At 61.9% G+C, this 22,479-nt stretch carries 19 protein-coding genes and 2 pseudogenes; 11 read left to right on the top strand and 10 right to left on the bottom strand.

The features are described from left to right. The first annotated feature begins 115 nt into the window (after positions 1-115). On the top strand, positions 116-964 hold the full coding sequence (locus AC2CGW_RS08145) for an EAL domain-containing protein (protein WP_186719358.1): 849 nt from the start codon (positions 116-118) through the stop codon (positions 962-964). Positions 965-1,201: 237 nt separating this feature from the next. Here the strand turns inward: AC2CGW_RS08145 and AC2CGW_RS08140 are convergent, their stop codons facing one another. From AC2CGW_RS08140 to AC2CGW_RS08120, 5 genes are all read right to left on the bottom strand, one after another. Further along, positions 1,202-3,643: a fimbria/pilus outer membrane usher protein gene (locus AC2CGW_RS08140; protein ID WP_484573825.1), complete on the bottom strand. Its 2,442-nt coding sequence runs from the start codon at positions 3,641-3,643 to the stop codon at positions 1,202-1,204. Positions 3,644-3,842: 199 nt separating this feature from the next. Further along, positions 3,843-4,562 carry a fimbrial biogenesis chaperone gene (locus AC2CGW_RS08135; RefSeq protein ID WP_411384408.1) on the bottom strand — a complete coding sequence of 240 codons (720 nt, stop codon included), beginning with the start codon at positions 4,560-4,562 and terminating at the stop codon, positions 3,843-3,845. A gap of 52 nt (positions 4,563-4,614) precedes the next feature. Then, positions 4,615-5,205 (bottom strand): fimbrial protein, encoded by a 591-nt coding sequence (locus tag AC2CGW_RS08130; RefSeq protein WP_411384409.1) that lies wholly within the window; start codon positions 5,203-5,205, stop codon positions 4,615-4,617. A gap of 358 nt (positions 5,206-5,563) precedes the next feature. Continuing rightward, positions 5,564-6,058: a hypothetical protein gene (locus tag AC2CGW_RS08125; RefSeq protein WP_484573824.1), complete on the bottom strand. Its 495-nt coding sequence runs from the start codon at positions 6,056-6,058 to the stop codon at positions 5,564-5,566. 127 nt (positions 6,059-6,185) lie between these two features. Then, positions 6,186-6,698 (bottom strand): peroxiredoxin, encoded by a 513-nt coding sequence (locus AC2CGW_RS08120; RefSeq protein ID WP_411384412.1) that lies wholly within the window; start codon positions 6,696-6,698, stop codon positions 6,186-6,188. Between the two features lie 206 nt (positions 6,699-6,904). Here AC2CGW_RS08120 and AC2CGW_RS08115 point away from each other — a divergent pair, with 206 nt between their 5' ends. Continuing rightward, positions 6,905-8,275, top strand: coding sequence for a GntT/GntP/DsdX family permease (locus tag AC2CGW_RS08115; protein ID WP_484573823.1), 1,371 nt, complete (start codon positions 6,905-6,907; stop codon positions 8,273-8,275). Positions 8,276-8,279: 4 nt separating this feature from the next. Here the strand turns inward: AC2CGW_RS08115 and AC2CGW_RS08110 are convergent. Then, positions 8,280-8,498 (bottom strand): annotated as a pseudogene (locus AC2CGW_RS08110) (HD domain-containing protein); the annotation flags it as partial. 289 nt (positions 8,499-8,787) lie between these two features. Here AC2CGW_RS08110 and efeU point away from each other — a divergent pair. The 5 genes from efeU to cprA all read left to right on the top strand — a co-directional run bounded on the left by efeU (position 8,788) and on the right by cprA (position 14,606). Continuing rightward, positions 8,788-9,627, top strand: coding sequence for an iron uptake transporter permease EfeU (efeU, locus tag AC2CGW_RS08105; protein ID WP_484573822.1), 840 nt, complete (start codon positions 8,788-8,790; stop codon positions 9,625-9,627). 2 nt (positions 9,628-9,629) lie between these two features. Next, entirely contained in the window at positions 9,630-10,838 is a 1,209-nt protein-coding gene (gene efeO, locus AC2CGW_RS08100; protein ID WP_484573821.1) for an iron uptake system protein EfeO, read from the top strand. A 17-nt stretch (positions 10,839-10,855) separates the two neighbouring features. Further along, entirely contained in the window at positions 10,856-12,154 is a 1,299-nt protein-coding gene (gene efeB, locus AC2CGW_RS08095) for an iron uptake transporter deferrochelatase/peroxidase subunit (protein ID WP_186664669.1), read from the top strand. Positions 12,155-12,184: 30 nt separating this feature from the next. Beyond that, positions 12,185-12,997 (top strand): iron uptake system protein EfeO, encoded by an 813-nt coding sequence (gene efeO, locus AC2CGW_RS08090; RefSeq protein WP_484573820.1) that lies wholly within the window; start codon positions 12,185-12,187, stop codon positions 12,995-12,997. A gap of 460 nt (positions 12,998-13,457) precedes the next feature. Next, the gene (gene cprA, locus AC2CGW_RS08085) at positions 13,458-14,606 is read left to right on the top strand and encodes a cationic peptide resistance protein CprA (RefSeq protein WP_484573819.1); all 1,149 of its coding nucleotides are present in this window, start codon (positions 13,458-13,460) and stop codon (positions 14,604-14,606) included. A 183-nt stretch (positions 14,607-14,789) separates the two neighbouring features. On the opposite strand, the gene AC2CGW_RS08080 is transcribed toward cprA, so the two are convergent. From AC2CGW_RS08080 to AC2CGW_RS08065, 4 genes are all read right to left on the bottom strand, one after another. Further along, a complete protein-coding gene (locus AC2CGW_RS08080) occupies positions 14,790-15,422 on the bottom strand; it encodes a response regulator (protein WP_186664663.1) in 633 nt (210 codons plus the stop codon). Then, positions 15,419-16,774 carry a cache domain-containing protein gene (locus AC2CGW_RS08075; RefSeq protein ID WP_484573818.1) on the bottom strand — a complete coding sequence of 452 codons (1,356 nt, stop codon included), beginning with the start codon at positions 16,772-16,774 and terminating at the stop codon, positions 15,419-15,421. The genes AC2CGW_RS08080 and AC2CGW_RS08075 overlap by 4 nt, the downstream gene beginning before the upstream one ends. A gap of 106 nt (positions 16,775-16,880) precedes the next feature. Next, entirely contained in the window at positions 16,881-17,084 is a 204-nt protein-coding gene (locus AC2CGW_RS08070; protein WP_186709207.1) for a YbdD/YjiX family protein, read from the bottom strand. Positions 17,085-17,095: 11 nt separating this feature from the next. Continuing rightward, a complete protein-coding gene (locus tag AC2CGW_RS08065) occupies positions 17,096-19,153 on the bottom strand; it encodes a carbon starvation CstA family protein (protein WP_484573817.1) in 2,058 nt (685 codons plus the stop codon). A 287-nt stretch (positions 19,154-19,440) separates the two neighbouring features. Here AC2CGW_RS08065 and AC2CGW_RS08060 point away from each other — a divergent pair, with 287 nt between their 5' ends. From AC2CGW_RS08060 to AC2CGW_RS08045, 4 genes and pseudogenes are all read left to right on the top strand, one after another. Then, a complete protein-coding gene (locus AC2CGW_RS08060; RefSeq protein ID WP_186719376.1) occupies positions 19,441-20,271 on the top strand; it encodes a transporter substrate-binding domain-containing protein in 831 nt (276 codons plus the stop codon). A gap of 15 nt (positions 20,272-20,286) precedes the next feature. Further along, positions 20,287-20,934, top strand: a pseudogene (locus tag AC2CGW_RS08055) (amino acid ABC transporter permease); the annotation flags it as partial. A gap of 144 nt (positions 20,935-21,078) precedes the next feature. After that, positions 21,079-21,792, top strand: coding sequence for an amino acid ABC transporter ATP-binding protein (locus AC2CGW_RS08050; RefSeq protein ID WP_484574009.1), 714 nt, complete (start codon positions 21,079-21,081; stop codon positions 21,790-21,792). Next, a complete protein-coding gene (locus tag AC2CGW_RS08045; RefSeq protein ID WP_186709200.1) occupies positions 21,789-22,466 on the top strand; it encodes a GntR family transcriptional regulator in 678 nt (225 codons plus the stop codon). The genes AC2CGW_RS08050 and AC2CGW_RS08045 overlap by 4 nt, the downstream gene beginning before the upstream one ends. Positions 22,467-22,479 lie beyond the last annotated feature (13 nt).

Raw genomic sequence — 22,479 nt, 5'->3', positions numbered from 1 at the left:
TGGCATCCTGAGCGCATTCAAGAACTTTCCCGCCCTCATTGCAGAGCCGTCTCGAAGGGTTGGTTCGCTCATTCGCATACCCTTTTTGCGGATGATATGAACCAGGTTCCAACCCATGTACACCCCACCCAACCTGACAAAACCTGCTCCCGACACGCAGCAACATACCGCGTCGTCACAGGCAGATCTGTGCGATGCACTCGAGATCCGCAAAGCCCTGCTTCATGGCCAATTCCGCGCTTACGTCCAGCCCCAGTTCGACCTGAGCTGCGGTGCCGTCGGTGCTCTGGAGGTCCTCGCGCGTTGGCAGCACCCTGAGCTAGGGCTGTTGACGCCGGCCACATTCATCCCGGCGATGGCGCACAAGCATCTGCTCGATGACTTGCTGCATGCGTTGCTCGATCAAGGCTTGGCGTGTCAGATCGAACTGTATCGCGATGGCCGTAAATCCCCCGTCGCTTTCAACCTGAGCTTGCCTCAATTGGCCAACGCTTCGTCAGTCGAGCGCTTGATTGCCCGACTGCGCGAACACCCCCTGCCCTTGTCATGGATAACGCTGGAAATCACCGAGGATGGCCCAGCGGTCCTCAGCGACTTTTGCGTGCAGAACGCCATACGTCTTCGCCAACTCGGCGTACGCTTGTCACTCGATGACTACGGAACGGGTCAGTCTTCGTTGTTGCGCCTATGCCAACTGCCGTTCGATGAAATCAAGCTGGCTGGCGAACTCATTCGAGAGCTGCTCAAGTCGCCGCGGCAGCGCAGTATCGTGCGCACTACCGTGAGTCTGGCCAAGGAACTGGGCTTGCGTCTGGTAGTGGAAGGGATAGAAACCGAGGATCAGCGTCGCTGCCTTGCGCAGCTGGGGGTGGGGGTTGGTCAGGGCTATCTGCGTGCGCGGCCCATGTCGGTTGACGCCCTGCGGCGTTGGCTTGCGCTGCACGGCAACGACTTTGCAGCGTGAAGCGTGTTCCGAGCAGGGCGCCAGGCGCCCTGCCTGGCGTCAGTTATGGTTGAGTATGTCGTTCAGCACCGCGTCCGCTCTGCCGGACGTCATCTTTTCGTTGCCTTTGCGGGCATAGTTAGCGTTGAAACCGGCGGCTTGCTTAAATACACCAGTAGCACTTGGCGGAATTATCAGCAACCGCCGGACTGTTCGTTGTCATGGCAAGCATGGCCACGATTATCTGAAATGCATGTTTCAACTCTTTACTCCCTGATCAACCTGCACATTGCAATTGATACTTATCTGGTCGTAGGTCAGCGCTTTGTCCTGAGGGGGCAAGCGGTAAGGCGCCAGGCAAACACCGTCCGCCCACTTCACTTTCAAGTCGCCTTCATTCTTGATGCCAAAGACAAGTGCTCGGGACAGGTTGTCGACGACGGCCAGCAACTTCCCGCCCTCGTCCTCGACCCGGGCACCGAATGGTAGCTTCCTGCCGTTGCTCAGCTTCAGGTCAATCTGTACTCGTCGCCCCGATGAAGCCTCGAAGCGTGCCTTGACCACAGCCCCACGGCGCGGCACGACCCGGGTAGAGGTATCAAGCACATCCACGTCGGTGCCCAAGGTCTGGGTGTTGAGCCCGATGTCGTTGAAACGGTAGGGTTGCACGTAGCTTTCGATGGCGTAGCCGGCACTGTCCGTACGTGCGGAAGAATTGTTGACACTGGCGCCCTTGACTCCTGGCACCTCCACCAGGGCGAAGGTTTCCCCCACAGGCTGTCCGAAGGTCACGCCGCCACTATGGGCCACCACCGAGCCTGTCGCCGACACGTCCAGGTGGCGAGTCGTACCCGACATGGCGTAGTTGCCCGAAACTTTGGCCTTCGGCCCATCCCAGCCCAGCCCGACACTGCCGGAATGCTCGCTGCCGGCGGTACCGGCCTGGGCGGCGTAAGAGAGCTTTCCGGCATCGTCGAGATATCCCGAAACCCCGGTTTGCAGGCTGTCGCCCTCATTGTTCGAACGGCTGAAGTTGCTGTACACGCGCTGCGACCGTGTACTTGAGCCAAACGGAATACTGATGGCGAATGCCAACTGATTGTCGGACTCGCGTGAACTGCCAGCCTCTTGAATATGTGACGCGGTAATGCTGTAGCTGACATCACCGACGTTGCCGCTGTACCCCAATTGCAGGCGCCGCGTGCTACCGGCGCGGTTCCAGTAATTAGTCTCGCCAGCACTGACGAATACCGAGCCACGGCCGATATTCTGGTTGATGTTCAGGTCCAGTCGACTTTTGGGGCGACTGCTGACAAAGCGCTCCTGGTTGACGTCGCTCGACTCCTGGATGTGCTCGCTCAGGGTGCGATAGCCCGAGGTCGAGTAGCGGTAGCCCACCATGGTGAACGTGGTATTGGTACTGCTGAGCGTCTTGGAATACAGAAAGCGTGCACTCTGACCGGTTTTCGCATCACCGTGATCGGGGTGCGATTGACTGTTGGTGATGTCCAGTGACATGCCACCGAGACCGGTATTGAGGCCCAGGCCAACGTTGAAGGCGTTGTAGCCATCAGAGTTGAGTATGCCCCCATAGGTGGTCAGGTTGTCGGTGGCGCCATAGACCGCCGTACCCTGCATCAGCTTGGGCGATTTCATGCCTTCACTGTCGTATTTGCCCAGCGACAAGCTGTACTGGAACGTCCCTTCGCGCACCATCACCGGCAGGTAGGAATACGCCTGGGTGTATTTGCGCTCACGGCCATCGGACTCGATGATGGTGACCTCCAGGTCGCCATTGGAGCCGCCGGGGTAGATATCGTGAATCTCGAAGGCGCCCGGCGAGACGGTCGTGGAGTAGATCACGTAACCGTTCTGGCGCACCTCGACGGTAGCATGGGTTTCGGCAATACCACGCACCACCGGCGCATAGCCTGTCTCGTTGTCGGGCAACATGCCAATGTCCGAGCCAAGCTGAAAACCGCGGAAGCGACTGCTGTCGAAGATATCGCCATTGCTGTAGAGCTGGCCGATGGCGAAACGCCCTTTGATCGAAGTGACGTCATGCTCCAGGTAAGTGCGGTTGCTGGAGAATTTGCGTGATGTGCCTGTACTCTGGCTGATCGACGATTGATTGCGCAGGCGCCATTGGCCCAGGTTGAAGCCGCTGCGCAAGCCGAGATAGCCGTAGTCGCTTTGGATACCGCCACCACTGTTGCGGTTGAGGTTCAATTGATAGTTGCTGAATGCAGCGGTGATACCGTCATCCCACAGCGAAGGATCGACGTACCCGCGCGAACGGCGCTTGATATACGCCTGCGGCACACTGATGGACAGCGACAAGTTGGCGACATCCATTTCTACCGCAGCATCTTCCAGGCGCAGCAGATTGACCGGATCGTCCTCGGTAGCCTCTTGCGAGACGATGCCTTCTCGTTGCAGGCGTTCGATATCAATGCCCATCTCACGCAGCAGGCCCACTTTCAGGATCGGGTGTGCATCGGCCTTGGGGGCGTCTTCGTCTGCGGCAAACGAAATATCCTCGCGTCGGTTAAGGCGTTGGTTCAGATAGATATCGACGCTGTAGTCGCCAGGCACCACGCCATTGGACTGCTCAAAGAAACGCAGGTCGACTTTGGCGCCTTTGTCTTTGAGAAACATGGGGTTGAATTGCGCAGCGCTGACGCTGGAAGCCCCCAGCATGCCCGCAGCCGCCAGGCACGAAAGGTAGTGGCCTGATATTTTTCTTGCGTGCGCCTTCCGAGACTTCCTGTTGTGTTTTTTGATGTTCATGGAATGAGGTTGAATTCCGTCAAAACGCTACTTCCTGTGCACGAAGCGTCCCGGGGAAATCCCCATGTGAAGTACGCGATGAAATAAAGGCAGGTACGCAGCGGCGGCGTCAGAACTTGATGGAGGCTTTGTGCTCGATCAGTGCGCCGTAGTCATTGATGGACTCCCAGGCGATCGTCGCCTCACCACCGGCTGTTGCAGGCATGTCCTTGATGGCCATTCTCTGGGCATCGTGTGGGCCAACCATGGTTGGCTCGACGGCGTACTCCTTGTTGCCCGCAACAATCGCGATTTTGGCGAAGGACACGTGAAAGGCAGAATCGTTGGTTGCCAGCAAAATAGTTTTGCCGGCTGTCTTCAGAATGTTCCATTTCAGGGTGCTGGCCGCTTCGTCAGCGGTGCCTGGCAAGCCATTGGGGCGATAGAACAACTTCAAGCGCTGGCGAAAGGCAACTTGCAGCGTATTATCCAGTTCGCTGACTTGAGGAATTTCCTGCACGCTCACCCAGAGCACCGACTCACGGTCTTCGGGCAACCCTTTGCCTTGATAGAAGATACGCAACATCTGTTGTTTGCGGTGACTCAGTCGGGCCAGGGAAGGTGTGATCGCAAACGGGATATCGCGATCGGCCTGTTCCGGGCCAGCTTCGATCCACGACTGGATCATGATGTCGTCGGTGCCCTCATTACGAACTTGAAGCGAGGCTTCATGATCCGACGCAGGGAAGATCACACGGGTACCACCGACCTGTATGCCGGCGAGAGAAACGCCAGAGGTCATCATCAGCATTAAAAAGAGATAGATTCGAACAAAGTGACCGGTATTCATCAGTGACTCGCAGAAAAGCGAGGGGGCATGCGTCCCCCTCTCTTGGGAACGATTACTCGTAGGTCAGCGTGAACGGCAGGGTGCCGTTCGCTGTGCCGGGCTTGAGCTTGGCGCCGTTACCCACGTACGAAGCACGCAGGCGCATGTTGGCGGAGTACTTGGCCTCTGAGCCTTCACCCTCTACGATCAACGGAGCGGAATACTGCTCGTTGCCGGACATGTTGAGCAGCTTGTTGCTGTCGTCGAACATGCCGATGCCCACACCTTCAGCCGTGCCGGTGATCTTCAGCAGGCTATTGTTGTTCGGATCTACGCCCGAGCCGGACATCGGATCGAAACCGAATTTGATGGTGGTCAGGCCTGCGGCGGTGTTGCCACAGTCCAGGTTGAGGTTGATGGCGGTGCCGGCAGCGATGTTGCCTTCGCCTGCCCCGTTGATGGCGTCCATGCTCACCTTGCCGAGGTTCACGTCGACGATCTGCTTGCCAGGACCGCCACCTACGGTGGAGCCCGCACCGGCCGAAGCGACGCAAGAAGCCGCGACGATTTCCCCGGTAAAGTTGATGGTGCCGTCCGCTGCCATGGCGGTGCTGGAGATAGCGCACGCGGCCGAAGCGAGCATCAGAAACGTAATTGCTTTCATTGGGATAAAACTTCCTTGCAGTGTTGGATCAGGCAGATAGCGCCTTGATTTAGCGCAAGGAAATTGTATGAATCGTGGGGGCGAGAGCTGAACAAGAGGCATCTTGGGCGGGCGGAAGAAGCATCTTGTTTTTGATTTTCGGTTCTCCAGGTGTTCGGCAAACGCTGAATTTGCCGATCATCCTTCAGTCAATCGGGCCCCTGCGCAATGCGTCGCAAGTGCTGGACCACGTCCAGGTATCTCTCCGCGCAGGCCATTGGTGGTGGGCAGGGCCAGCGCTATCAGCGCCGCCCAGCCCAAGCCCTGAGCACCGTCATCCAATCCGCACAGGAACGACGCTGCACCGAGCTAAAGGTCCTTATTTGATCTGTACCAGTTGGGCTCGCTGCTCGGGGCTCAAATCATCGACTGTCGATATCTGCAGTGGGTTAGGGGCGGTGCTTACTTTTGCTCCCATGTCTGTAGAGACGCGATCTGGCAGCTTGTACATGGCTCCGGTAATAGGGTCGACAATCAGCATACCGATGACGCCCCCTAACAGAAGGTTCCCCCAGTACCAGCCACTGACACTCGAGTCGAGCTCAACCTGCCTGTCAGGGTATCCCTCTTTCTTGAACCGCAGCGTGTAGGTTTCACCGCGGAAGTAGCGTTCACCCGACTGCAGGGTGACAACCGTAGGCGTAACGCCGTTGTAGATGACCTGCCCCGACCTGTTCACAATATCGAAAGATGCCTCCGGCGGAGTACTGGCAATAGTAACCGGATACTTTGAGTCACCAATGATAGAGGCGCAGCCGTTGAGCAAGGCGACAGCAAGCATCGCCGATGTAAATTGAATATTACGTGCCCACATAAAACACTCCCGATTAGGCCACTATGGCCGAGGGGAATCTTCTCTACAGCTGAGCGCTATTTATATAGGAAATTTCCTACGGCAATTGGCGCGGGGCGCTCATCATGAACGTGTGGGCCGCAAACGGCTAAACGCTGAGCTGTTGAACCCACTTCAACATGCTCTGGGCATCGCTGACCTCGAACTTGCCGGGCGCTTCGACCGCGAGGTGCCTGACCACGCCATCTTCGACCAGCATCGCGTAACGCTGGGAACGGTGGCCCATGCCGCGGGCCGACAGGTCCTGGCTCAAGCCCAGGGCTTTGGCGAATTCGCCATTGCCGTCGCCGATCATCTTCACCGCATCGCCCACCTGCAGGCTGTTTCCCCAGGCATTCATGACGAAGGCATCGTTGACGGAAACGCAGAGGATTTCGTCGATACCCGCAGTAAAGAGCGCATCGGCCGCAGCGACATAGCCGGGGACGTGACGCTCGGAGCAAGTGGGTGTGAAGGCCCCGGGCAAGGCGAAAATCACCAGTTTGCGTTGCTTGCAGCGCTCGAGGATGGAAAAGGCATTCGGGCCGATCGCACAGGCGCCCTCCCCGTTGCTGTAGCCGTACAGCGTGATGTCAGGCAGTGAATCGCCGGTCTTGATCATGGGTCTCTCCTCGGTGGTGGGGCTGCTGCGCAGAGCACGGCGGCCTGTTTTAGCAGGTTTGCGGCAAGGATGCAGGGTTACGCGGTTTCTGAAAAAACTTTCATGTGTTCCAGCCCTGAAAAACTGGATCAGCTAGTCGTCTATATGAATCCATCGGGTATATTCCTTCCAAACACGTAACAAGACATTACAAGAAGGGGTTTCCGTTGGATCTTTCTCATGCCACGTGGCTTGCCCACGACACCCGCCTGGTGCTCTGTTGCCTGGCGGCCATTGCCAGCATCATCGTGCTCATCAGCGTCACCAAGCTACCACCCTTCCTATCGATCCTGATCGGCACCTTCGTGGCGGGCCTGGGCGCGGCCCTGCCACCAGAAGAAGTGGCCAAGGCCTTCGGCAAGGGCGCCGGCAGCCTGCTGGGCGAGGCCGGGATCATCATTGCCCTGGGCGCGATGCTGGGCGCGCTGATGGCTGAGTCCGGGGCCGCCGACCGTATTGCCTCTACCCTGTTGCGCCATGCCCGCGGCAAGGCGCTGCCCTGGGTGATGGCGCTGGTGGCGATGGTCATCGGCTTGCCGCTGTTCTTCGAGGTCGGCCTGGTGCTGATGGTGCCGGTGATCTTCGTCATCGCCCGCCAGTCTGGGCAGCCGCTGCTCAAGGTGGCGATCCCGGCGCTGGCCGGGATGACCACCCTGCACGCCTTGATGCCTCCCCACCCGGGGCCGCTGATCGCGGTCAGTGCCCTGCATGCAGACCTGGGAATGACCATGTTGCTGGGCCTGTGCATCGCCGTGCCGGCAGTGATCCTCGCCGGCCCGCTGTATGGTATCTGGCTGTCGAAACGCATGGATGTGCAGGAACCCGCGGAACTGGGTGCGCTGTTCACCGCCAAGGTCGAGACCCGGCGCAAGCCGAGCTTTGCCATATCGCTGCTGATTATCCTGCTGCCAGTGCTGCTGATGCTTGGCAGCACGCTGGCCAAGATCGCCCTGACACCGCAAAGTACCCTGGCGCTGACCCTCAAGTTTCTTGGCGAGCCGCTGATTGCCCTGGGCCTGGCGGTGATCGCTGCGGTGATCTGCCTGGGCTGGTCGATCGGTATGGCCCGTGACCAGGTCGGCAGCGTGCTGCGCAAGAGCCTGGCGCCGATCGCCGTGCTGTTGTTGACCATCGGCGCCGGTGGTGGGCTGAAACAGACCCTGCTCGAAGCCGGAATCAGCGACACCATCAGCAAGGTGGCCAACGGCGCGCACCTGTCGTACGTGCTGTTGGCCTGGCTGATCGCGGTAGCGCTACGCCAGGCGACGGGCTCGGCCACCGTTGCGACCACCACCACTGCCGGTATTCTCGCGCCATTGATGGCGGGCCTGGCGACCACCCAGAGTTCGCTGGTGGCACTGGCCATCGGTGCCGGCTCGGTGTTCTTCTGCCATGTCAACGATGCCGGATTCTGGATGGTGCGCGAGTACTTCGGGCTGCAGCTCAAGCAGACGATCTGGGTGTGGTCGGTGCTGCAGACCATCGTCTCGGTGGTCGGGCTGGTCGGCACCCTGCTGCTGTGGCAATGGTTCCAGTAAGCGGCTACTGACAGCGCAGCCACAGTGGCTGCGCAGCCTCCGCTTCCAGCTGCGCCTGCAACTGGCTGGACGAGCCTCCATGAATGGGGAAGTCGCCGACGTCGATCTCCACGATGTCGTGCAGGAGCAACATGCGAATGACCCGGTTGCTGTCCACTGCCCCGCTGGCATGCTCGTTGAGGATCAACGCGTACATGCCCAGGTGCCAGGAGTGTTCGGCGGAATTTTCTTGCGGCTCTGGTCAAGCAGCGATGATTGGCGATGCACGCTTTTCAACTGGTCGATTCTGGTAGGGAAGTGGTCAATCGCCCTCAGCGTTCTTTCATTGAGCATGGCAATCGCGGTGGAGCACATTTGTACTCCAGCCTTGCAACCCCCATTTCCCCGAGCCTGGCCAGGGAGGACATGGCAAAAGTTAAAATATTATTCACATGCGCTAATGATTCTCATTGAAGTAGATTTCCCGGCGACCTCGCCATGAGGTCGATGCCTTCAGACATCCCGGGAGAATCATGCTAGTCCCCTTCCTAATCATGCTCCGCGAGGGCATCGAAGCCGCGCTGATTGTCGGCATCATTGCCAGCTATCTGCGCCAGACCGGCCGTGGCCAGTGGATGCCGGCCGTGTGGATCGGCGTATTCCTCGCCGCAGCCCTCTCCCTTTTTGTCGGCGCTGGCCTTGAGCTGATGAGCAGCGAGTTCCCGCAGAAACAGCAGGAACTCTTCGAAGCGCTGGTCGGCTTGGTCGCGGTGGTGATCCTCAGCTCCATGGTGCTGTGGATGCGCAAAGTGGCGCGCTCGATCAAGCATGATTTGCATGTCTCGCTCGATGCCGCGCTCGGCGGTTCGAAGCACCAGGCCTGGGCGCTGATCGCCATGGTGTTCTTCGCCGTCGCCCGCGAGGGCCTGGAGACGGTGTTCTTCCTGTTGGCGGTGTTCCAGCAGAGCGAAGGGCCTGCGGCGCCCCTGGGCGCATTGCTTGGGCTGGTGGTGGCGATCCTGGTTGGTGTGGCGCTGTACTCCGGCAGCCTGCGCCTGAACCTGGCGCAGTTCTTCCGCTGGACAGGCCTGTTCATCCTCGTGGTGGCCGCGGGCATCCTCGCCAACTCGGTGCAGGCGCTGCACGAGGCCGGGATCTGGAATGCGCTGCAGGGGGTTGTCTTCGATATCAGCCACAGCCTGCCGATGGATGGCCCGACCGGATCGGTGCTGGCGGGGATGTTCGGTTACCAGGACACCCCGACAGTGAGCACCCTGGGGGCCTACCTGCTCTATCTGGTCGGTGCGCTGGTGCTGTTCTTCTGGCCGGCGCCGGCCAAGCCTTCTTCCCACGCTGCACAGAAACAAGGGTAAGCATGACCAGTCACGAGACCGGCGCCGCCGGCAAGCCCCCCTCCCCCCGTGTACTGCGCCTGGCGGTTGCCGGCAGTGCCCTGTTGATGGTCGGTGCGGGCCTGGTGTTCTTCTACGCCTCGCACCAGGCCCAGGCCAGACGTGCGGCCAACGCCGGGCACGAAACGCTGATCACCATTCGCGATCACGCGTGCGAACCGAACGACCTGAGCGTCCCGGCCGGGCCCAACAGTTTCCGCATCGTCAACCAGTCCCAGCGCGCCGTGGAGTGGGAGATCCTCGATGGCGTGCTGGTGATCGAAGAACGCGAGAACATCGCGCCGGGCTTGTCACAGGTGATCAATGCCACGTTGCAGCCGGGTCGCTACGCGATCACCTGCGGCCTGCTCAGCAACCCGCGTGGCAGTTTGACCGTCACCCCGACCGCCGCCTCCGAAGCGGCCGCCAAGGCGCGCCCCGCACTGACCGCCTTTATCGGGCCGCTGTCCGAATACCGTGTCTACCTGGCCAGCCAGAGCAGCGCCCTGGTGCGGGCAGGCCAGGCGCTCAAGGACGCGATTCAGGCCGGCGACCTGCAGCAGGCGCAAGCCGCCTATGGCGCCGCGCGGGTGATCTACCAGCGCATCGCCCCCGCCAGCCAGCGGCTGGCTGAGCTGGACAACCGGATCAATGCCCGCGCCGATTACTTCGAGCAGCGTGAGCAGGATCCGGCGTTTGCGGGCCTGCATCGCATCGAGTACAGCCTGTTCCAACAGCGCACCACCGAAGGGCTGACACCGGTGGCCGACGCGCTGCTGGCCGACCTGGGCGAGCTCAAGACGCAACTGCTGGCCCAGTCCATTGCGCCGCAGCAATTCACCGAGGCGGTCGTGCGCAGCCTGCGCAACCTTGCACAGATCCGCAGCAGCGGCGAAGAGGAACGCTACAGCCACCTCGACCTGCAGGGCTTTGCCGCCAACCTTGAAGGTGTGCGCAAAGTGATCGATCTGCTGCGCCCCTTGTTGGCCAGGACCGGCTCCCAGCCATTGGCGGCAGTCGATAGCGCCATGACTCAGTTCGAGCAGCACCTGCAGGCCCTGCGCGGCGCCGAAGGCTACATACCCTACGACCAGGTGCCGCAGGCGCAGAAACAGCAGATCGCAGCCGATGCCGATGCACTGGCCAATGCGATTGCGGCCATCGATCAGGCCCTTGGCCTGGCCGACCAGTAAAGACAAGCGAGCCCCAGATGACAGACCGCGATACCCGTAACGCCCCGCAATCCCAAGAGCGCCGCCGCCTGCTGGCTGGCCTTGGTGTCGCGGGCGTCGCCATGGCCACCGGCAACGCGCTGGCCGCCCCCTCACCGGCCAAGGTCACCGAAGCCCCGCACAGCGACCGCACGCAAGAGCGCAACGCCTGGATCGGCGAACATCAACCGGGGGTGGTGACGCCGCGTCCTACCGCCGGGATGTTCGTCTCCTTCGATGTGCTGGCGCAGGACCAGCAGGATCTCGAGCGCCTGTTCCGCACGCTGGACCAGCGCATTCGCTTCCTGATGACCGGCGGCCCAGTCCCCCAGGTCGACCCGAAGCTGCCACCTGTGGACTCGGGCATCCTCGGCCCGGTAGTCACGCCAGACAACCTGACCATCACGGTGTCGGTCGGCGAGTCACTGTTCGACGAGCGATTTGGCCTCAGCAGTGCCAAGCCCAAGCGCCTGAGCCGCATGCTCGGCTTCCCCAACGATGCGCTGGAAGCCGAGCGCTGCCATGGCGACCTGGGGTTGCAGTTCTGCTCCAACGCGCCGGACACCAACATCCACGCCCTGCGCGACATCATCAAGAACCTGCCTGACCTGCTCTACGTACGCTGGAAACAGGAAGGCTCGGTGCCGCCGCAGGCACCGCGCAAGGCTGCAGAGCCCGAGCAAAGTGCGCGTAACTTCCTGGGCTTTCGTGACGGCTCGGCCAACCCCGACTCCAGCGACGCGGCGCTGATGAACCAGCTGGTCTGGGTACAGCGTGGCGATGAGCCCGCCTGGGCGATCGATGGCACCTACCAGGTGGTGCGGATCATCCGCAATCTGGTCGAGCGCTGGGACCGCACGCCGTTGCAGGAGCAGGAGTCGATCTTCGGCCGCAAGAAGGCCAGCGGCGCGCCCATGGACGGCCAGCGCGAAACCGATGTACCCAACTACGCCAAGGACCCGGAAGGCAAGCTGACCCGCCTGGACGCCCATATCCGCCTGGCCAATCCGCGCACCGCGGCCAGCCAGCCCAACCTGATCCTGCGCCGGCCCTTCAACTACTCCAGTGGTGTGAACAAGAACGGGCAACTGGATATGGGGCTGCTGTTCATCTGCTACCAGGCCGACCTGGAGAAGGGCTTCATCACCGTCCAAAACCGCCTCAACGGCGAGCCGCTGGAGGAATACATCAAGCCGGTCGGAGGGGGGTATTTCTTCGCCCTCCCCGGTGTGAAGAACGATCACGATTTCATCGGTCGTTCGCTGCTCGACGCTGCCAAACCCATAAAAACCGCATGACACGACACAGAAACGGATCAGGACATCGCCATGAACAAGACCCGCCTCGCCCTGTTGCTCACGCTTGCCCCGCTGTTGGCCAATGCTGCGGTTGACCCGCTGACCCTGGTGCAGCCGGTGTCGGACTACAAGATCTATGTCACCGAGAAGGTCGATCAGCTGGTGAGCGACACCGAGCAGTTCACCAATGCGGTGAAGAAGGGAGACCTGGCCAGGGCCAAGGCGCTGTATGCCACGACCCGGGTCAACTATGAAGCCGTCGAGCCGATTGCCGAGCTGTTCAGCGACCTGGACGCGGCCATCGACTCGCGGATGGACGATCACGAAAAAGGTGTCGAGGCCGATGACTTCACCGGCTTCCATCGCCTGGAGTACGCGCTGTTCGACAAGAACACCACCGACGGCCAAGGCCCGATTGCCGACAAGCTGATCGCCGACGTGAAAGACCTGCAGGGCCGTATTGCCACCCTGACCTTCCCGCCAGAAAAAGTCGTCGGCGGTGCGGCAGCATTGCTCGAAGAAGTGGCCGCGACCAAGGTTTCGGGTGAGGAGGATCGCTACAGCCACACCGACCTGTACGACTTCCAGGGCAACATCGACGGCGCACAGAAGATCTTCGAGCTGTTCCGCACCCACCTGGAGTCCCAGGACAAGGCGTTCGTCGCCAAGGTCGACAAGAACTTCGCCACCGTCAACACGCTGCTGGCCAAGTACAAGACCAAGGATGGCGGGTTCCAGTCCTACGACAAGGTGGCCGAGCGTGATCGCAAGGCCATGGTCGGGCCGGTCAATACCTTGGCCGAAGACTTGTCGACCTTGCGCGGGAAGTTGGGTTTGAACTGATCTTCAATAACGCTGTTGTTCTTTTCGCGGGCACGCCCGCGAACGGAACAACCCCTCGCGTCGACCATAACTACCGCGCGAATGAAATATATTTAAAACTCCCCACTGCCTGCCCCTTTTCTAAACTTTGTTTCATCGAAAACCCTGCCAATCTCCCCTTCTATTCATCGTCCCCCAGGCATAAAGCGTGGAGAATGGCGCGCCGCTCGCCATGCCCGCTACCGGACCTGCGCTGCAACGAGTGGCAACTGGCCCTGCGCTGCATGGCTGCGCCACTTTCAGCGTTGAACGGATAGGCACTGCGCTAAACAGAGATTGTCTATCTGGGCAAGTTCTCAAGGCGAATCAGTCAGTCCCAACGAATGCCTCGAACCAACTGATGACTTTAAGTTCATTTCAACGTTTCGATGTCGCCACTTAACATTGAACTGCGGATGACTTACCCGTCTTGAGGAAATGTATGAACACGCACGCACCGATCACCTTTACCGCTACCCCCGAACGCATCCTGATTACCGGCGCCACGGGTTTCCTCGGCGGGTCGGTCGTCGCCCAGCTGATTGCCAATGGCCAAGGCCCGCAACTGGTATTCCTGGTCCGCGCCGAAAACGCCGGGCAAGGGCTTGAGCGCCTGCGCGACAACCTGCAGCAGCATGGCGTCAGCCAGGCCGAATGCCAGGCGCTGAACGCCGGGCAGATCATTTGCGGCGACTTCCTCGACACCTCCTGGCTGGAGCGCGAAACGCCGCGCCTGCTGGAGGTCGATCGGGTCATCAACTGTGCTGCCGTGGCGTCGTTCTCGAAGAACCCGGCCATCTGGCCGGTCAACGTCGAGGGCACCTTCGCCTTTGCCGAGGTGATGAGCCGCTCCAAGCGCCTCAAGCGCTTCCTCCACGTGGGCACCGCCATGTGCTGCGGCCCTGAGCGTGAATCGCCGATCAGTGAATCCTGGGAGTTTCCGGACGCTGAACAGCAACTGGTGGACTACACCGCCTCCAAGGCTGAAATCGAGCGACGCATGCGCGAGGAACTGCCGGCCCTGCCGCTGGTGGTGGCGCGCCCCTCGATCGTGGTCGGTCACCGCAGCCTGGGTTGCCAGGCCTCTGGCAGCATCTTCTGGGTGTTCCGCATGGGCTTCGCCCTGGAAAGCTTCACCTGTGGCCTCGACGAACAGATCGACGTGATTCCGGTGGACTACTGCGCCGAGGCGCTGATCGGCCTGACCCTCAAGCCGCGCCTGAGCCACGACCTCTACCACATCTCCGCCGGGCATGATTCGGCCTGTACTTTCGGCGAGATCGACCAGGCATTCGCCCTGGCCAACGGCGCCGCGCCGGTGGGCGAGCGCTACCGCAAGATCGATGTCGACAACCTCAAGGAACTGGCCGCCAGCTTCGAGTCGCGCATCGGCCCGGCCAACCCACGCCTGGTCCTGCGGGCCCTGCGCCTGTACAGCGGTTTTGCCGACCTGAACTACCTGTTCGACAACCGCCGCCTGCTCGATGAGGGCATTGCCGTGCCGCCGCGCTTCACCGACTACCTGGATGTGTGCGTGCGCTCCTCCAGCGGTGTGAGCATTGCCACCCAGATGCAGTGGGATTTCAAGTAAGCAGGCGCTTCGCGGGTGAGCCCTTCGCGGGCAAGCCCGCTCCCACGATTGAGCGGGAAAGCCAGTCGCTGCCCGCAAAACCTGAGCGGTGCAGTTCTGTAGGAGCGGGCTTGCCCGCGAAAAGCACACTGCGGTGGAGCATCGGCTTTGCCGCAGAGCCATAGTCCATGGCGCAGCGCTGCCTCAGAGCGTCACCAGCCCATGCTCCAGCGCGTACTTCACCAGTGCTGCTGGGGTATCGATATTCAGCTTGCGCCGGATGCTCAGCCTGAAGGTCTCCACCGTGCGCACGCTGATGCCCAGCTCCCGGGCCATCTCCTTGTTGTTGCTACCCCTGGCGATCATCGCCAGCACCTGCAGCTCGCGCGGGGTCAGGTCGTTCTCGTCGCGGCCGCTGCTGACCAGCTTGCGGGCGATTTCCGGGCTGTAGAAACTGCCACCGGCAGCAATCGCCTCGATTGCGGCTATCAGCTCGGTGGAGGGTGCGTTCTTCAGCACATAGCCCCTCGCCCCCGCCGTGATCGAGGTGCGCACGTACTCCTGGTTGTCGTACATGCTCAGCATCAGCACCCTGATGCCGGGGTACAAGCCACACAGGCGGCGGGTCAGCTCCAGGCCGTTCATGTCCTGCAGGCCAACATCCACCAGCAGGATATCCAGCTCCAGCGAGGCCACCAACTCAAGCGCCTGGGCGCCGGATTCAGCCTGGCCGACCACCTGGAAATGGGCAATTGCGCCCAGCAGTGCCTTGACGCCGTCGCGTACCAGCACATGGTCGTCGACCAAAGCAATGCGGATCGGTGTGGTGTCGCTCATGCAAGCCTCGGGTTGTTCATGGGTATCTGGACCTGCAGCTCGGTGCGTCCGGCAGACGACGCAATGCTGAAACTGCCCCGGTGATGCTCGACCCGCTCGCGCAGGTTGCGCAGGCCAATGCCGTGGCTTTCGTACGCGGCACTTGGGTCGAAGCCCATGCCGTTGTCCTCCACGCGCAGTACCAGCAACCCGTCGTGGGCAGAGATGGAAATGATCGCGACACTGGCCTTGGCGTGGCGGTCAACATTGGCCAGCGCCTCCTGGATGATACGGAACAGCGTCAGCGAAAGCTCGGCATCCACCTCGATGTCCGTCAGCCCGCACTCGTACTGGGTACGGATGCCGGTGCGCTGCTCGAAATCGCGCACATGCTGGTCGATGGCGGGCGAAAGACCCAGGGTGTCGAGCAGCGAGGGGCGCAGGTCGTGGGAAATCCGCCGCACCTCGCCGATCGCCGAAGCCAGGCGAGTGGTGCCGTTGCGCAGGTTGTCCAGCCCGCCGGCACGACCGTTGTCGAGCTCCATGGCCGCGAGCTCGAACTGGAACTTGATCGACACCAGTTCCTGGCTGATGCCGTCGTGCAGTTCGCGCGCTACCCGCGAGCGCTCCTCTTCCTGAAGGTTGACGATACGCTGGTTGAGCGCCGACAGCTTGCGGTCGGCCAGACGGTGTTCGCTGACGTTGAGCATCAGCCCACCGGCAAAGATCACCAGCACCGCCAGCAGCGAGAACGAGGCGATGGCCAGCACCGTGGTCAGCACGCCGGAGGCCACCTCCTGGCGCGACTTGAGCGTGGCCACCTCGACGTCGTCGATGTAGATGCCGGTGCCGAGCATCCAGCCCCAACGCTCGAGCATCACCACATAGGCCAGCTTGCCGGTGGACTGCCCGGTGGAGGGCTTCTGCCAGTCGTACAACTGGTAGCCGTCACCGCGTTCGGCGCTCTCGAGCAGTGCCTGGATGACCAGCAGGCCCTTATTGTCGGTCATGCCGATCAGGTCTTTGCCCACCAGTTCGGCCTGGCGCGGGTGCATCAGGTTCTTGCCGTGGCGGTCGTAGACGAAGAAGTAGCCGTCCAGGCCGAAGTTGGCCCGCGACAGGATCTGCAGGGCGCGCTGGCGAGTGTCGTCATCGTCGGCGCCGCTGTCGTACAACGGCGCGATCAGGCTCATGGCCAGGCCCAGGTAGTTCTTCAACTCGGCCTTCTTCGCCGCCATGATGCTGCTTTCCACCAGGCGCGCCTGGTCCTCCTCGAGCTTGCGGCTCTGGGCGAACACCAGGATGCAGATGAACAGCACCGAGACGATCAGCGGCAGGACACTGAGCGTGACGATCTTGTGCTTGAGTTGCATGGTCACTCCGGTTGCGGGGGCGGCGCGGCGCCAGCTTCGCCTGTGGCCCCGGCAAATGACAAGGGCGCCACGACAAGCGTGGCGCCCCTTTTACACGGCAAACACCTCAGCAGCAACGCGTCGGACGTCCGCTGGCACCGTTGTAGCGTGCATCCTGCCGCTCGCGGAAGAACGCCTTGCGGCTCATCACCGGCTCGCCCGGGTGCTGGGCCTGCATATGCGCGACGTAGGTGTCGTAGTCGGGCATGCCGACCAGCATGCGCGCAGCCTGCCCCATGCATTTGCCCATCTTGCTCAGTTTGCTCAACATCGCAGCGTTCCTCAGGCGTCGGGGATCGGCTGGAACGGCGACTCCTTGTCGCTGCGCTCAGGCTTGACCCAGGCGCCTCTGCCGACCTTCACGGCAAAGCACAGGATGCTCAGCACCACGAACAGGAACAACCCGGTCAGCACGGCGTTGGTGTAGGCGTTGAAGATCACGTGCTGCATCTGTGCCAGATCCTTGGCCGGTGCCAGCACCTGCCCGGCTGCTGCGGCATCGCTGTACTTGCGCGCCAGCGCCAGGAAGCCCATGCCCGGGTTGGGGTCGAACAGCTTGATCAGGCCCGCGGTGGTGGTGCAGATCAGCAGCCATACGGCAGGCAGCAAGGTGACCCAGACATACTGCTGGCGCTTCATGCGGATCAGCACCACCGACGCGAGCATCAGGGCGATGCCGGCCAGCATCTGGTTGGAGATGCCAAACAGCGGCCACAAGGTGTTGATGCCGCCCAGTGGATCGATCACCCCCTGGTACAGCAACCAGCCCCACATCGCCACGCAGCCAGCGGTGGCCACCAGGTTGGCGGTCCAGGAGTCGGTCTTTTTCAGTGCCGGCACGAAGTTGCCCAGCAGGTCCTGGAGCATGAAACGCCCGGCTCGGGTGCCGGCATCCACGGCGGTCAGGATGAACAACGCCTCGAACAGGATCGCGAAGTGGTACCAGAACGCCATGGTGTTCTCACCCGGCAGCGCCTGGTGCAGGATCTGCGCGATCCCCACCGCCAGCGTCGGCGCACCACCGGCACGGGCCAGGATCGAGTGCTCGCCGATGTCGGTGGCGGTCTGCTGGAGGATTTCCGGGGTGATGGTGAAGCCCCAGTTGCTGACCGTCTGCGCCACCGTGACCACATCACCGCCGACCACCGCGGCCGGGCTGTTCATGGCGAAGTACACGCCCGGCTCGATGACCGAGGCGGCAACCATGGCCATGATCGCCACGAACGACTCCATCAGCATGGCGCCGTAGCCGATGTAGCGGGCATGGCTTTCGTTGGCCAGCAGCTTGGGCGTGGTGCCGGAGCTGATCAGCGCATGGAAGCCGGACACTGCACCACAGGCGATGGTGATGAACAGGAACGGGAACAGCGCCCCCTTCCACACGGGGCCTGTGCCGTCGACGAATTGGGTGATGGCCGGCATCTTGAGCTCAGGCGCGATCACCAGGATACCGATGGCCAGCGCCACGATGGTGCCGATCTTGAGAAAGGTCGAGAGGTAGTCGCGTGGCGCCAGAATCAGCCAGATCGGCAGCACAGCGGCGACGAAACCATAGCCGATCAACATCCAGGTGATCTGCACGCCGGTGAAGGTGAACGCTGGGCCCCACACTGGATCCGCGGCAACCATGCCGCCGCCCCAGATAGAGGCAAGCATCAGTGCCACGCCGATCACCGAGATCTCGCCGATACGACCCGGGCGCAGGTAGCGCAGGTACACGCCCATGAACATGGCGATCGGGATGGTCGCCATCACCGTGAACATGCCCCACGGGCTCTCGGCCAGGGCCTTGACCACGATCAGCGACAGCACCGCAAGGATGATGATCATGATCAGGAACGTGCCGAACAGCGCGATGGTTCCGGGGATCGAGCCCATTTCCTCGCGTACCAGGTCGCCCAGGGAGCGGCCATTGCGGCGGGTGGAGATGAACAGGACCATGAAGTCCTGCACGGCCCCGGCCAGCACTACCCCGGCAATCAGCCAGAGCGTACCGGGCAGGTAACCCATCTGCGCGGCGAGCACCGGGCCGACCAGTGGGCCGGCGCCAGCGATGGCGGCAAAGTGATGGCCGAAAAGGATGTGCTTGTTGGTCGGTACGTAGTCCAGCCCGTCGTTGTGCAGCACGGCCGGGGTGGCGCGGGTGGAGTCCAGTTGCATCACCTTGTTGGCGATGAACAGGCTGTAGTAGCGGTAGGCAACGAGGTAGATGGCGACGGCTGCGGTGACGATCCACAGGGCGCTGATGGCTTCGCCCCTGCGCAACGCCACGGTGCCCAGCGCGAATGCGCCCAGCAAGGCAATGGCGAACCAGGCAATTCGGGTAGCCAGTTTGGTCATCGGGATTTCTCCTGTCGCGACGGGTGTGCCGGCGACGGTTTTTGTTTTTGTGGGTGCCCGGGTAGGGACGACGACACTCTCGGCGTACTGGGTCCACAAGAACATTCGCAGTACTACGCGTAAGTACTACGTAGAACTACGTAGAGGGGGGGTGTCAGTGAGGGTTGCGGTGCTCCTTTCGCGGGCACTGCCCCAATCCTCTGACTTGATGCCAGGCAGATATTGGCACGACTATTGATTAATGACTCCACAACGATTGTTGAACAATCATAAGTGGAGCGTCCTTCATGTCCCGAGCAACAGCCCTCACCCTCGCCCTGACCCTCAGTGCCGCCGCACAGGCCGCCGACGGCACCTTGCAGTCCGATCGCCTGTCCATCGGCTCGGATCTCACCTACCCTCCCTACACATACCTCGACCAGGGCAAGCCTGCTGGCTTCGATCCCGAGTTCATGACCCTGCTCGGCCAGCATCTCAAGCTCGCCCCCCAGTTCCAGGACACCCGCTTCGCCAACCTGGTGATGGGGGTCAACGCTCGACGCTTCGATGTGGTCGCCTCGGCCCTTTACGTCACCCCTGAGCGCGCGGCGCAGGTCGATTTCCTGCCCTACCTCAAGAGCGGTGCCTCGCTGATGGTGCGTGCCGATGACAGTTTCCGCCCGCAAGCGCCCCAGGACCTGTGCGGCAAGCGCATTGGTTCGATCAAGGGTGGGTCGTGGATTCCCAAGCTGATGGCGCTGTCAAAAAGCCACTGCGAGGCCAACGGCCAGGCGCCGATCGACTCGCGCGAATTCCCCACCTCACCGGAGGCGGCCCAGGCCCTGCTGGCCAAGGCGGTCGATGTGCAGTTCGAAGACGCCGCAGTGGCGGCCATCACCGCCGACAAGCTCAAGGGCCGAGTGGTGATCAGTTCCCACGAGCTGATCTACCCGGTGGTCATTGGCCTTGCCGTGCGCAAGGGCAACGATGCACTGCTCGGTGAACTGCGCCAGGGCTTCGAGGCCATGAAGCACAGTGGCGAGTACCAGACGCTGTTGACTCGCTACAACCTCGGCGAGCCCAGCCCTGCCGAAGTGGCCCAGGCCCTGGGCCAGAATCCTCAAGCGAAAGCGCAGTAAGCAGGAGCGTCGAGCATGCAATTCGATTGGGATTATGCCGCCGGCCTGCTGGTCAACGGCGACTTCTGGAAGGCAGTCGGCACCGTGGTGGAGTTGAGCGTCGAGACCTGGCTGCTGGGCATCGTCTTCGGCTTTGTCCTGGCGCTGGCGCGGCAGTCGAGCAACCGCACCCTGAACCGCGGCGCGGCACTGTACATCTGGTTCTTCCGCAGCCTGCCGCTGCTGGTGCTGCTGATCTTCGTCTACAACCTGCCCCAGGTCTTCCCGAGTACCAGCGTGCTGCTGTCCAACCCCTACGCCGCCGGCCTGATCGCCTTGGTGCTGAGCGAATCGGCCTATATCGCCGAGATTCATCGCGGCGGCCTGCTGGCAGTGGCCAAGGGGCAACTCGAGGCCGGCAAGGCGCTGGGTATCCGCTACACCGGTGTGCAGCGCCTGATCGTGATTCCACAGGCGTTGCGGGTGGCATTGCCGACCCTGGCCAACGAGTACATCACCATCGTCAAGCTGACCTCGCTGGTGTCGGTGATTTCGCTGTCGGAGATCCTGCTGGTCGGCCAGCAGCTGTACACGCAGAACTTCCTGGTAATGGAGACCATGCTCGCGGTCGCCTTCTACTATGTGCTGATCGTCACGGTGTTCAGTTACCTGCTACGTCGCCTGGAGCAGCACCTTGACGTCACCCGGCGCCAGCCCAAGGCCATCGCCGATGGCCCGGCGCAACCGGCGCCTGCCCGGCGCGAGACCACACCCAGGCAGGGCGACTTCGCCCTACGGGTATTCGGCGCGCGCAAGCACTATGGTCAGCTGGAAGTACTCAAGGGCATCGACCTGGACATCCGCTTCGGCGAAGTAGTGTCGATCATCGGGCCTTCGGGGTCGGGCAAGACTACGCTGATCCGTACCCTGAACGGCCTGGAGGGCCTGGATCGTGGCCAGGTCGAGCTGTGCGGCGCGCCGTTCCTGCGCGGGCGTGAAGAAGACGGCGGCAGCCTCGGCAATCGCTTGCACATGGAGGGCATCGTCCAGGTCGGCATGGTGTTCCAGGGTTTCAACCTGTTCCCGCACAAGACGGTGCTGGAGAACGTGATACTCGCCCCACGTCACCATGGCCATGCCAGCGACACCGACCTGCACGCCTTGGGCTTGGCGCTGCTGAGCAAGGTGGGCCTGCGCGAGCATGCCGGCAAGTACCCGCACCAGCTCTCCGGCGGCCAGCAGCAAAGGGTGGCGATCGCCCGGGCACTGGCCATGCGCCCGCAGGTGATGCTGTTCGACGAGCCGACCTCGGCGCTCGATCCGGAACTGGTCGGCGATGTGCTCAAGGTGATCGAGGACCTCGCCCGCGAGGGCATGACCATGGTCATCGTCACCCATGAAATGAAATTCGCCTTCCAGGTCTCCGACCGCGTGGTGTTCATGGAGCGCGGAGAGATCATCCAGGCCGGTGCGCCGCGCGAGTTGCTCGACAACCGCAGCGAGCGTATGGGCCGCTTCCTCAAGGACGTGCAACTGGCATGAGCAGCAAAGTCCCGGAAAAGACCGGCGAAAGCCTGCCCCTGGCCGACCAGGTGGCCCTCGAACTGCGCGAGGACATCATCGGCGGCCGCCTGGTCTCAGGCATGCCGCTGGTCGAGGCGGAGCTCACCGGCCGCTATAACGCTTCGCGCAACACCGTACGCGAGGCCCTGCACCAGTTGGGTCACGAAGGCCTGACCACCTACGTGCGCAACAAGGGTGTGATGGTGCGCAGGCTGGGTGTCGCCGAGGTGCGCGATATCTTTCTGGTGCGCCGCACACTTGAGGTGCAGGCGATCCACGGCAGCAAGCCGCTGCGCGAATACCAGTCCGACCGCATGCTCGACGCCATCGAGGCGGCCGAACTTGCCCGTGATCGTGAAGACTGGCAGGCCTTCGGCACCCACAGCCTGCGCTTTCACCAGCACATCGTCGGCCTGCTGCGCAGTCCGCTGCTGGATGCCTTCTTCACCAATATCGCTGCGCAGATGCGTCTGGTGTTCGCCGTTGCGCCCGATGAAAAGAACTTCCAGAGCCCTTGGCTGGAGCGCGACCGAGAGATCCACGACCTGCTCGCCGACGGCTTGCGTCACGATGCCGCCGAAGCCATGACCCGTTACCTGGACGACTCCGAGCACGCCCTGCTCGACCTGTTCAGCCATCCACCCCGTTCCTGAAACCGGAGACCTA

It is taken from the genome of Pseudomonas sp. SYWMCR5, assembly GCF_057197165.1.
The sequence above is the reverse complement of the archived record's forward strand: the minus strand, read 5'-3'. Positions and strand labels throughout refer to the sequence as shown.